Origin of the sequence: Tenacibaculum ovolyticum DSM 18103 (assembly GCF_000430545.1) — a bacterium.
GTDB lineage: Bacteria > Bacteroidota > Bacteroidia > Flavobacteriales > Flavobacteriaceae > Polaribacter > Polaribacter ovolyticus.
The window spans coordinates 81,810-94,362 of the sequence record NZ_AUMF01000014.1 but is presented as its reverse complement, the minus strand read 5'-3'; the positions used below and the strand labels follow the sequence as shown (position 1 = coordinate 94,362).

Annotated in this window: 9 protein-coding genes; 6 read left to right on the top strand and 3 right to left on the bottom strand. The window is 26.5% G+C overall.

The annotated features are described in order from the left end of the window. Positions 1-37: 37 nt before the first annotated feature. The 3 genes from H518_RS0104985 to H518_RS19250 all read right to left on the bottom strand — a co-directional run bounded on the left by H518_RS0104985 (position 38) and on the right by H518_RS19250 (position 4,306). Entirely contained in the window at positions 38-892 is an 855-nt protein-coding gene (locus tag H518_RS0104985; protein ID WP_028888047.1) for an alpha/beta fold hydrolase, read from the bottom strand. A gap of 565 nt (positions 893-1,457) precedes the next feature. Continuing rightward, positions 1,458-2,021, bottom strand: a complete 564-nt coding sequence (locus tag H518_RS0104975) for a Crp/Fnr family transcriptional regulator (RefSeq protein WP_043706495.1) — start codon at positions 2,019-2,021, stop codon at positions 1,458-1,460. A gap of 533 nt (positions 2,022-2,554) precedes the next feature. After that, entirely contained in the window at positions 2,555-4,306 is a 1,752-nt protein-coding gene (locus H518_RS19250; RefSeq protein WP_155995163.1) for a WG repeat-containing protein, read from the bottom strand. Between the two features lie 159 nt (positions 4,307-4,465). On the opposite strand from H518_RS19250, the gene H518_RS0104965 reads away from it, so the two are divergent. The 6 genes from H518_RS0104965 (at position 4,466) to H518_RS0104940 (ending at position 12,471) form a co-directional block, all read left to right on the top strand. Further along, complete coding sequence (locus H518_RS0104965; RefSeq protein WP_028888045.1) at positions 4,466-4,951, top strand: hypothetical protein; 486 nt, start codon at positions 4,466-4,468, stop codon at positions 4,949-4,951. A 101-nt stretch (positions 4,952-5,052) separates the two neighbouring features. Next, a complete protein-coding gene (locus tag H518_RS0104960) occupies positions 5,053-5,892 on the top strand; it encodes a LytR/AlgR family response regulator transcription factor (protein WP_028888044.1) in 840 nt (279 codons plus the stop codon). Positions 5,893-6,017: 125 nt separating this feature from the next. Then, positions 6,018-6,680 carry a CPBP family intramembrane glutamic endopeptidase gene (locus H518_RS0104955; RefSeq protein ID WP_028888043.1) on the top strand — a complete coding sequence of 221 codons (663 nt, stop codon included), beginning with the start codon at positions 6,018-6,020 and terminating at the stop codon, positions 6,678-6,680. Positions 6,681-7,289: 609 nt separating this feature from the next. Next, positions 7,290-7,730, top strand: a complete 441-nt coding sequence (locus H518_RS0104950; RefSeq protein WP_028888042.1) for a hypothetical protein — start codon at positions 7,290-7,292, stop codon at positions 7,728-7,730. 138 nt (positions 7,731-7,868) lie between these two features. Further along, positions 7,869-8,594: a tRNA-uridine aminocarboxypropyltransferase gene (locus H518_RS19245; protein ID WP_262509209.1), complete on the top strand. Its 726-nt coding sequence runs from the start codon at positions 7,869-7,871 to the stop codon at positions 8,592-8,594. Positions 8,595-8,775: 181 nt separating this feature from the next. Beyond that, the gene (locus H518_RS0104940; protein ID WP_028888040.1) at positions 8,776-12,471 is read left to right on the top strand and encodes a YobI family P-loop NTPase; all 3,696 of its coding nucleotides are present in this window, start codon (positions 8,776-8,778) and stop codon (positions 12,469-12,471) included. Positions 12,472-12,553: the final 82 nt, after the last annotated feature.

Below are 12,553 nucleotides of genomic sequence, written 5' to 3'. Positions count from 1 at the left end.
GTTTGTTTTTCATCTCAGTTCTTTGTTAGGTGGCGATTTAGCTAATAAATTTCAATACCTCCTGTGCTACAATATCTGGTTTTTCTTCATGAGGAAGTAATGAAGCCTTGCTGATAGTTTTAAATTCAACTTTGCTTGTAAATTGATTTATCATTTCTTTCCCCAATCCTATCGGAAATGTTTTGTCGTTTTCTCCCCAAATAAATAATACATTCGCTTTTATATTTTTATGAGTTTCAGCGAATCCATCAATTAACTTCCAATCGATACCCCTTAGGAATCTGAACGCTCCCTTTACTTTAGCCCTTGATTTTATTAATGGATTTAAATAAGGCTCAAGATTTTTGTTATCATCGAGCATAGTTCGATCATAGTATGCTTGTTTGAAGCCCATCGATGACTTTACAAATTTTAATTGACTCAATTTCTTTTTAAAATGGAAAGATGAGAATGGTAGACGAGAAATTCTTTGAAATAGTTCAATGAAAGGAGGTCTGTGATTTGGGATTTCAGTATTTATTAAAATTAAGTTTTTCACACTGTCTGGTTGTTGAATCGCTACCAACCTCGCAATGGTTCCTCCTGAATTATGTGCTAATAAATTGAATTTATCAACTCCTAATTTGTTTAAGATTTGAGTCAAATTTATCGCTTGTACATCAATGTTTAAATTCGAGGTACTTCTCCATTCACTATCCCCAAGTCCAGGTAAATCAAAAATATGACATCTAAATTTTTCGCTCAATTGAGGTAGTATCTTTCGCCATGTATATCCATGTGTTGGAAATCCATGTATGAGAACTAAGTCATCTCCACTTCCCACTTGTCTTAAGCCAAAGGTAACTCCATTAACTTTAATTTTTTGAACCGCTATGTTGTTATATTCAATCATGTAACTATGTTTTAATGACACTTAACGTTTAGAACGTAGGTCAGTTTATATGTACTTTGTTTTGGCGGACTTTGTAAATATTCATAGGTCTTTGGAGTTAACACAAATGCCCTATGTTTTTTATACCTTTTTAGCAGTAGTTTTTTTAATGCAATCATTTGATTTATTCCCATATACAAAACTATTAAGGCAATAATTCCAATTATAAGATTTCCTATTTGGGTAATTTGAAAAGAATTAATGATTACGAGTATTAAACTACCTATTACCCAAGTATAATCTTGAATAATAATCTACAAAACAGCAAGCCTCCTTTGTTTTATTTTTCATACCATGTTGTTATGGCAAAGTAGATTCCTATTAGTCCAACCATTCAAAAAAGAGTATTGTTAGTTGTTCCAAATAAACCAGCTATTTGACGATTTAATAAAACCATTATTATACCTGATGCATTTTGAGAATAAAGGATTGACTTTTAAAGTTTTTTGTAGTTCGTTCATTGGAATAGAATTTTATTCCTGCAAATTTCTATAAATGAAACGATCTCTCTCTTGACAAATGATAGTTAATTCATTTTTCTCAATCTACTTAATGATTCTGGCGTAATTCCTAACATAGAAGCTATATACTGAAGAGGAATATTTTTAAAAAGTTCAGGTTTTTCTTTGATTAAACTATCATAACGTTGTTTAGCTGTTGTGTGTAGTTGAGAGAACATATTCTTTTCCAGCAAAGCAAAAGAATTCGCTAATAATATATTGTCAAACTCTAACCATTTAGGTTCTGTTTTATTAAGTCTAAAGTGATTTTTTCGATTGATGATATAAAGTTTACAATCGGTGATTGCTTGTATATTCCAATTATTTTTTGTTTCAAAAATAAAACTTGAAAGAGAGGTTATAAATCTACCATCACTACCAATCCATAATGTTATTTCCTTTCCGTCTACTATATCATACATTCTCATATATCCAGATTCAATAAATGCCATTTTTTGACAAATTTTCCCTGATTTGAGTAAAAATTCCCCTTTATTTATTTCTAATGGCTCAAAAACAGAAAGAATATTATCCATTGATCTTTTCTCAATAGCTACTTGACTTAAAATACAGTTCTTTAATTTTTCCATTTTTTTAATTACCACCAACGCTATTATGTAAGATTAGTTCCGCGTTTCAAGCAACTAATTTACTAGATTAAACACGAACGGCGAAATTCCGAAGGAATTTCCCAAGTGAGCTAAAGCTAGCAATTAATTTTACACGGTTTAAATTAGTAATTTAATAAAAAGGTTAAATTTAAGAGTTATAAATCAGCAAGAATAAAAGAGAGAATTAAGGTTAATTTATACAGTGAAGCATAGACTTCGACAATATTGTAATTGGCTTTCTTTTCTACTAAAAATCACGTTGGCTGTTTCAAATAAGTTAATAAAACAAAGTTTTTGTGTTGCAAAATCGGGTTTACCTTATGATGAAAAGTATGTTTTCGTTTTGTCAAAATAAGTAGTGTTTATCTAAAAAATAAAAGCTCAAAATACCAAGTAATAGCATTTTCAACCTAGAATAATATTCTATTAATTTAATGAAGAAAAGATTTGTTTTTTACCTCAGTTCTTTGTTAGCAACTGGCTTTACTTGTTTTAAAACCAATATTGTTAGCTTAATTATTTTTATCTATATAAAAGACTTTTCCTGATGAATCTTTATATGCAAATGGAACACCTTTTGTATAAAATGAAAACGAATATAGACCATTATAAAGCTTTTCAACACTTATTCTTTCTTCAAATTCGAGTGGAAGTAAGACATCTCCTTTTTTATCATACACCCCATATTTATTGTCTTTATGAACAACAAAAAACGAATCACTTCTATAAATCCAAGAATTAAATTGAATTGGTACTAATAGCTTTCTATCTTTAACATTATAAATTCCCCATTTATTTTTTCTAGAGTTAGTACCTATTTTTTTTCCGAGATAAACAAAATGAGTGAAAATTGATTCTAAAATCATATCATAATCATTATCCAAAATAATATTGTAATTATTGTCCATAATTCCATATTTACCATCTTTTTTGAAATAAATAAATCTGTTAGGGTGATTTGCTGTCATATTAAACTCCTCATGCAAGCTGTAATTACCTGATATGACATAACATTCCGGAATGATTTTTTCGTAGTCAAAGTTGGATGCAAGTTTTCCTTCTTTATCTATAATTGCCAATTTCCCATCTTTACTCATAAAATGAAAACTTTCAACGATATCTTTGTATTCATTTGTTTTTAAAATAATCCTATCATATTCCACATTAAATTTTATGGTTTCTCCTTTAAAATTTAATAAAGTATATTTTTTATCAATAGTTCCTAGTATAAGGGTATTTGAATGTGAAATGTATCGATACAAAAAATCTGTAATAGGCTTAAAATTCATATCAAAAATTGCCTTTTTCCCTTCCTCGTTTGTAACAACAAAAGCACTTGTTTTTGATCCACGAATTTCACGTATATTTTTAAAAGATAAATTGTTAATTTTTTTCCCTGAAGCATCTAAGAAGTACTTTTTTTTGTTTTTTGATACTATAAAATAGTTTTCTTTACTTACTTTAGGTGTGTATTGAAAAAAATCATATTCAATTGGGACTATTATTTTTTTTTGAATTGTATCATAGATACCTTTAAGGTACTTTTTGTTTTTTACCTTTTTAACTTCAAATAAATGATTTTCATAAGGTTTTGCTTCTCCTAATTCTTTAGGTATATTGTAGTTATTCCCTTTAATATTTAAGCGTATTTCTTTGTTTTGATTGCTTAAGCTTCTTCTTTGTTTTTCCTCTTCCTCCATTTGCTCTTGACGACCTAAGAAGTTAATTTTTTCTCCTTTTAAGTTAAGATATACGTACTTTGTGCCGTAAGGATCAAGGTACGCTTTAAAAATAGAGTCCTTAAATATAGAAATACTTCTATTATTTGGAAATTGTCTTTCATCTATCTTTTTAGATTTTTCAAATGAAATAAAGTCATACTCGAATTTTGAAAGCAATTTCCCACTAATATTTGTCAAAGCCCATTTTTTTCCTTTTTTTAATAATAAATGATTATGGTATTCATAGAAAGGGCTTTTAGTTTCTTCAATTCCTACAATATCATTGTATTCATTTTTTAAAATTTCATTTCCACTACTATCAATTAAGCCTAGTTTACCGTTTTTCATGGTCAATGCATATAATAAAATAGGATTGGTGCTGATTTTGTTAAATGATGATATCAAATCGTAGCCTTTCTCTTTCACTAATCGTTTATAACTCCTTTTATTTAGTTTTAAATCTCTATCCAGTTTCAATGGCTTTTGACAGAATCCATTTATGGTAAATATGCATGTAAATATTAGTAATATTATTTTTTTCATCTATTTTTTTTTAGCTTGTGTACAACAGTTGGATAAACACACTAGTGTGTTTATTTTTATTATATACGCACCAAGGTAGTAAATATTTAATCTCCTTAAAAAGGTTTTATACAACACATTTAAAAATTGTTATATACCATTTGAAAACAATAATCAAGAATGAAAAGTTATTTTAAATATAAAGACGAAAATAACACAGAATGCTTTCTAGAATTAGATGAAGAGCTCTATTGTGAAAGAGCCATCTATAAGACAGAAAATAATTTAACCAATACGTATTTAACTATTGAACACGAATCATTTTTTCTACCAGAAGGAAATCTAAAGGATAGCTTAGAGTTTATGAACTATAGCTCTAAAGAGGAATTTGACATTTTATGGAAAGAATCAATGATCAGATTTGAATTAAACTGGAATAAGTTAAAAATGAAATATAAAATTGGAGAAAAAGTTAAAACTCATATTTTATGTTTTTACCCACAAGGAATTATCTCAAATTTTGGTGAGATATTTAACGCTATATCTAACTTCAAAGCTTGTGAAGAGGAATTTGGGAAAGAGAAAATGTATCCAAATAATGAAATGGAATTAATAATTTCTAATTTTGACGACATCAATAAAATTGTTCAGCTAAAAACGAATTAATATAAAGAGTAAAAGTGAATGACAAGCAATATCCTTAGTAACAATTTATAGAAAAAATAATTCTTTACTTTTGAATCTGACAAAAAAAGAGCTTCTAATTCATGAGTACTATACAACCAACCAAGAATACCATAAAAACAGTATGGCATACATTTATAAGTAGTGCTACATGGTATTGGTTTAAGAAAGTAATTATATTAATTCTTTTTTCCTTAGTCCTAAATCATTTAGCAACACCCGATAGCTTTCCATATTATAGTGAATCCTATAGATTTCCCTTAGAAGGTTTTCTATCAACTATTCTTTTATGTGTTCTCATTGAAATCATAGCATCTCTTAATTTTAAATTTTACAAAAAAAAGCATTTCTCTAAAAAAGTAGAGGCTGTAACTATCTCATGGTTTATGGGGTCTACTTTAGGATATATTACAATCGTATATATTCCTGTAAACATTCTTTTAAATATAGTTGCAGGTGCTCAAACAGAATTCTATTATTTATTAATTGGTTTACTAGTTAGCTTATTAATAAGTTTTATTCTCATAGGTTTATCATATACACAAAACATATACAATTTACATAAGCTTTCTATAAAAGATGCTGAAATTACAATTGAAACTGGCGCCAAAATGACGAAGCTTACCTATGAAAATATTGCCTGCTTTTACAGCGAAAACAAAATTGTGTATACAGTTAAAAATAATGGTACAATAATTACCACCGATTTTACATTAAATGAACTCGAAGAAAAAATAAACGATCAATTATTTTTTAGAGCCAATCGACAAATTATCATTCACAAAGATGCTGTAGATCAAATTGAAAAAATTGAAAATGGTAAGTTGCGTATCCAATTAAAAACTTCCATCGAAAACGATGCGATTGCTGAAATTAATATCAGTCGTTACAAACGAAAAGCATTTATCGATTGGTTTCAATAAAAGAAATCAAAAAAATACCGACTATTCAGTTATAAATTTATGACCACTCAGTAAAAACACACGTATTTAAAGAGGTTATCAGTTATTTTGTTCATTATTTCGTTTAGAATTTAAAATCAAAAAAAATGAATAAGATTACCTTACCACAAGTATTAATTCCATTAATTACCATTGCAATCATCTGCCTTTTATGGTTTGGACCAATACATATCGACTTCATCGAAAACATCATTATTTCTATACTAATCATTATAGCGAATTATATAGAATACAAAGGGAAACCATTTTCTGCACTTGGTTTTAAACGTGAAAAATTCACCTTCAAAAATATCTTTGTCCTTGCTCCATTAGTTGCAATAGGTCTCTTTGCTTTTTATGTTTTTGCATTAGTTCCAGGAATTACAAAACTCACAGGAGCTCCTATAGATTATTCTAGTTTTGACCAATTAAAAGGAAATCTTCCTGCCTGTTTAATTGCTTTAGCATTAGTGTGGGTTTCTGCAGGATTTGGAGAAGAAATAATCTTTCGTGGTTATTTTATGCGACAATTTGTAAAATTCTTTGGAGAGAGCAAAGTCAGTATACTGCTTAATATCGTATTACTAGCTTGTTTTTTTGGCTTTATGCACAGTTATCAAGGAATTACAGGGCAACTTGTTACAGGAATTGTCGGGGCGCTATTAGCATTGATATTCTATTTACGTAAATACGATTTGTGGCTTGTTATTGCCGTACATGGTTTTTTTGACACCATTGCTTTAATTTGTATTTACTTTGGCTTAGGGTAACAAATAAGCAACGAATAATATTTACATCTTTAATTTGCCCTATAAAATACGTCCTCGCCCCTACTCGTGTATGTATCAAATTAGAAATAAATACTTAAAATTTTATTTACATAAAAACAGTAGCAAAACACTTATACCATTATGAAGGAGTCTACTACATCAATATATTTTCTTTTTTAGTATTTTTTGTACATTTATTTTTAAAAATAATATAGAAATGTACAACGCTGTACACTCTTTTATTTATGAAAATTCTTGAGTGTACAGTGCTGTACACCCGTGTATATTTATTCACTTATGAGTGTACGATAATTTCACTTCACATCGTAAAGTTTAAATAACTTATAAAAAAAGACTACGAAACTAGAAAAATAACTTGTATAAAATTAAAGTAAGTTCCTTTTAAAAACTTCTTAAAATTTTACTCTTTACCGCTTATTGATTTTGCTATATTTGATGAAATAAAAAATTGCACGAGCTTCGTTTTATCACATTTTAAATAACTAATAAACCGAATAAAATTCTGCTTATAATTAGTTGTACGCAAACTGAACAAACCTTATGGAGGCATTCAAATATCTGATTTTATTAATAATTCTCATTCTCATAATGGGTTTTGGATTTTTTATTCTATTCAAAGGAATTATAAAAAAAGATAACAGATTAAAAAATTTTAGTTTAACATTTATTGGAATCCCATTAACTGTTATTCTGTATAATTTATTTCAACTCTATTTCACTGACAAACCAACTAAAAAAGAATTAATAGGTGTTTATAAAATTGTAAGTGCAGAAAATGGAATTCCAGAATCTGACTTCAATAAACACACTCTTTATTTGAAAAAAAACGGAACTTTTGAATTCACCAAAACAATTGGAATTAATCTTTCTGAAAAAGGGAATTATAACCTTGATTATAAATTTGAGGGAAATGAACTTTCTTTTCAATGCGGACAAAATTGGACTTCAGCTCATATAAAAACGAAAATAATCGGATTTGAAATAGAATTTTTTAATAATGAAAAGGAGATTCGATTTGCAAAAAAATAAATAAAAAACCAGACAACAAAGTGCTTATTTATTTCGATAAAATAAATCTCATCAACAAATACTTCGCTTTTTAATTAACTTTGCGATATAATTGCGTAAAAACATTATTACCAATTAGAAAACAAAAAGATATTCATTTTGCAAGCAGAAATAAAAAACCCAAGAATAAAATGTTACAAATGTATGCGACCTTCAAGCACGTGTATTTGTAAACACATTCGTCCTTTACAAACCAAGACTCGTTTTATTATTTTGATGCACCCAAAGGAATATAAAAGAGAAAAAAACGGAACGGGACATATTACGAATATTCAGCTTGAAAATTCAGAAGTTATTGTTGGGGTAGATTTCACCAATAATACCCGTGTAAATGAAATACTGACAGATGAAAAAAGTGCTTCTTTCTTATTGTATCCTGGAAAAGATAATTTTAACTTATCTACAAGAAAAGGTTCAGAAACAAATTCTTTTATGGGTACCAATCCATACATCTTTATTCTAGATGGAACATGGCCTTGCGCTCGTAAAATGCTTAAACTAAGTAAGAACCTGCAAAAACTACAAAGAGTGAGTTTTGATAATAAAATAAAATCAAAATTTATTATCAAGCAACAGCCAGAATCTCTTTGTCTTAGTACGATTGAATCTGTTTACACTGTTTTAAATTTACTTAAAAAAGGTAGTTTAGAACAATGCGATACGAAGAATTTCCTTGTTCCTTTTGAAAAAATGATTGCCTATCAGCTTGATTATATTCTAAATCCAAATAGTAAAAACTATAGTTCAACAGCAAACAAAAAGATTACTCCTAAAAATAGGTATAAGAAAAATACACAAAGAAATATTATTCTTAAACAAGAATAGCTGTGATTATTGAATCAGTAAAAAATAAAAATGTCAATAACTTCTTAAAAACTTTATACTTTACAACTTATTGGTTTTCTTATATTTGATACAAAGAAAAAATTGCTAGAACTTTTTTATACTTTGTATTAGGTATAAACCTCTTATACAGTTTAGCTACAATTATGAGAAAACATCATCTATGAAAAAAAAACTACTTAAGACCTTATTAAATACTTCAAAAAAACTAGAAAAATTACATTTTAAACTTTCTGACAAAAAAAAATTAGAACTAGATTATTCATCATTATCTCCAATTAACAATGGTGGTGATAAAAATCATTATTCCAACGCTTTACAATGGGCTATTCATAATCGTAAAAATGAGAGCATAAAAAACATTGCACTTACAGGACCATATGGTTCTGGTAAAAGTACTATAATCAAAACTTTTACAGAAAATTATCAAGGAAATGACTTAAAGTTTCTGAACATCTCTTTAGCTTCTTTTAAAGACGAAAAAACAAAACTTGATGAACCAATTAAAAAGAATAAAGAAGAACTTTTAAGTCGTATTGAAATAAGTATTTTACAACAAATATTTTATCACGAAGAAGATAAGAAAATTCCTGATTCGAGATTTAAAAAAATTAAGAGCTATAGTAAGCGAAAATTAATTTTAACCTCATTTGGTCTTTTATTATTCATAATAGCATTACTTAATTATTTTAAACCTCATCTAGTCCAAAGTATTTTTAAGGACTATCCTTTAAGTACAACTACATGTAATATCTTACATTATACTAGTATTCTCTTTATTCTACTAGGTTTTTTCGTTCTAATTTACAAATCAATTAGAGTTTTTAGTTCTATTACAATTAATAAACTTAAGTTTCAAAACGCAGAAATTGGATTAGGAGAAAATGTTAATAAATCAATCCTAAATCACCATTTAGATGAAATTCTTTATTTCTTTACCGTAACGGCTTATAACGTTGTAATTATTGAAGACCTTGATCGTTTTCAGGAAACAGAAATTTTTACAAAGCTAAGAGAAATCAACCTTTTATTAAACGAATCTAAAAAAACCAAGGAGAAAAATATTGTATTTATTTATGCGGTAAGAGATGATATGTTTTCAGACAATGAAAGAATTAAGTTTTTTGATTTTATTATTCCTGTGATTCCTGTAATTAATTCGTCTAATTCAAGTGAAATTCTACTTAACAAAAATAAAAATTGTGAATATGGTTTAACAGACTCTTTTATTGAAGACATCTCCTTTTTTATAGATGATATGCGTTTACTTCACAATATTACAAATGAATTTTATCTATATAAGATAAAACATGGAGAAACTCCTTTGAATCAAGATAAATTATTCGCCTTAATTACTTATAAAAATAAATACCCTAATGATTTTGTTGCATTAAGTAAAAACGAAGGTGACTTATATAATATTCTAAACTCCAAATCAAAACATATAAATCAAGAGATAAATCGAATAAAAGAGGAAATATCTATTCTGAAAGAAAACATTAAAACTCTGGATTTAGTAAACATCAAAAACACAAATGAACTTAGACAATTATATATAATTAGAGTAATAGAAACATTAGATAACTTTAACTCATTTGTTATTAACAACCAAACTGTTTCTTTTAATGACTTGATTAAAGATGAAAATTTTGAATATTTAAAAACAAATGAAGTTTATTATAAATCTACAATACTGAGCAACCGCTATAATCATACGTTAGAATATCCAATAAAAAAAATACCAATTTCTTTTTCAGAAATAGAGAATAAAGTAGATTATGTAAAGTCATACAATGAGAAAGAACAAGAAATTACTGATATCAAATCAAATAAGTCGAATTCGTTAAGACAAAAAACACTAGAACTGGAGAGACAAAAAATAAAGGTCAGAAACTTGAAAATCTCTAAATTATTACAATTAAATGAAGAAATTGATTTAAACATAAATGAAGATTTAGACAAGAATTTCATAACAACATTAATCAGAAACGGATATATATCAGAAGATTACTTTGATTATATTTCTTTATTTCACGAAGGTAGTATTACAAGAAATGATCATAAATTTATTATCAATGTAAGAAATAGACAAAAATTAGAACTTGACTATAAGCTTTCGAAAATTGAAAAAATAATTTCAAAAATAAATCTTTCCGATTTTAGTACAGAATTTATTTTAAATTTTGATTTATTCGATTTTCTTCTTAAAAAAAATAATATTTATAAAAGTCAAACAGACTTAATATTCAATCGCTTAAAAAACGAATCAGAATCATCAATTGAATTTATAAATCGATTTATTCAATTTTCTAATAATCATGGAACGTTTATTAAGAATCTTTGTAATTATTGGGACAATTTTTGGAATTATATAGAAAACAAATCAGTTTATTCAATTGAAGAAAAGCAAGAGATATTAAAAAACATCCTAAGATATGCTGACATAACTTCAATTAAAAAAATCTCAAAACAATCTAATCTTGTTCAAACAATTATTAACGATAAAGATTTTTTAAATATTATACCAAATCATTCTAAAATCGAGAAAATAATTAAAGAATTAGATTTACTATTTACAGATATAGATTTTGATAATTCTCCTGAAGATTTATTAGACTTTATTTATAAAAATAACCATTATGAATTTAACAAAAATATAATACCTAAATTTATCAAGAAATGTGGTGATTTTGAACAAGTAAGCTTTGACAATTCAAATTACGCTGCTATTAAAAATTCAAAAGCAGATAATCTAATTGGTTATATCAATACAAACATTGATCATTACGTTAAGAATATATACTTAGAAATTGATACTAATATCAACGAAGAGCAAAACACCTATTTAGAATTATTAAATAATTCTAAATTAAGTTTAAAACTCAAAAAAGATATAATCAAGAAAGTAACAACCAAAATAATAGATATTTCTCAGATAGATAATAATGATTTAGCACTGTTTATTCTTGAAAACAACAAAGTAGAACCTAAATGGGATAATTTGTTATTCTACTTTAAAAACTCTGAGAATAAAATATTAGACTCAACTGTTAATTTTATTAATGAAATTGAAAATGCAAGAGAGTTATCTACAACAACAATCTCTACTAAAGTTGAAGATGAAGAGACTTCTAAAATGTTTTGTATTGAGCTAATTAACAAAAATGAAATTGAAGACGAAGTCTATAATTTAATAACAAAATCAATTCCTTGGAGATATACTCATCCTAGTATTAGTTCTTTAAATAAACAAAAAATTAATTCTTTAATTAGAAACTCTATTTTTATTTCAAATATTGAAAACTACAATAACTTAAAAGAAAAATTTGAAGGGTTAAATATTGAGTTACTAGAAAAATTTAAAACTGAATTTTTAGAAAAAATAGACGAACTTGATTTAGATGGAAATGATTTAGCTTTAATATTAAATTCAAGAATTTTAAATGATTCAGAAAAAATAAAACTCTTAGAATCTTGTTCTGATAATACTATCCTATCAAACGTTAAAAACTTAAACCTCATTAGTCAACTATTGTTAAGAGATAATTCATTTAATATAAATAAAAAAATTATTGAAAAAATTCTTCTAAATAATAATATTTCTTCATCTAATAGAATTGAAATTTTTAATAAAAATATTTTTAATACTGAACATATTTTTATAGAGAAGTTTTTAATTTCTTTAGGTTCTATATATGAAAAAATCACTCTAAAAAACAAAAAAGCAAAAATTGATAATAATCTTAATCATAGAAATTTATTAGAAAACTTAATGAGCAAAGGTTATATATCAAGCTACTCTAGAGAAGACTTCCGTCTTACATTAACTGTTAATCATAAAAGGAAACTTAAACAGTAATATAATCAAGTTTTAAAATAGCAAAAAGTATGTGAAACCACAGATTTAGGTTATGCAGAAGTGTTAACAATACACTTAACCA

Excerpts from the sequence above, each read along its gene's own strand:
- H518_RS0104950 (WP_028888042.1), top strand. The coding sequence starts at position 7,290 with ATGGGTTTTGGATTTTTTATTCTATTCAAAGGAATTATAAAAAAAGAT.
- H518_RS0104955 (WP_028888043.1), top strand. The coding sequence starts at position 6,018 with ATGAATAAGATTACCTTACCACAAGTATTAATTCCATTAATTACCATT.
- H518_RS19250 (WP_155995163.1), bottom strand. The coding sequence starts at position 4,306 with ATGAAAAAAATAATATTACTAATATTTACATGCATATTTACCATAAAT.
- H518_RS0104960 (WP_028888044.1), top strand. The coding sequence starts at position 5,053 with ATGAGTACTATACAACCAACCAAGAATACCATAAAAACAGTATGGCAT.
- H518_RS0104985 (WP_028888047.1), bottom strand. The coding sequence starts at position 892 with ATGATTGAATATAACAACATAGCGGTTCAAAAAATTAAAGTTAATGGA.
- H518_RS0104965 (WP_028888045.1), top strand. The coding sequence starts at position 4,466 with ATGAAAAGTTATTTTAAATATAAAGACGAAAATAACACAGAATGCTTT.
- H518_RS0104975 (WP_043706495.1), bottom strand. The coding sequence starts at position 2,021 with ATGGAAAAATTAAAGAACTGTATTTTAAGTCAAGTAGCTATTGAGAAA.
- H518_RS0104940 (WP_028888040.1), top strand. The coding sequence starts at position 8,776 with ATGAAAAAAAAACTACTTAAGACCTTATTAAATACTTCAAAAAAACTA.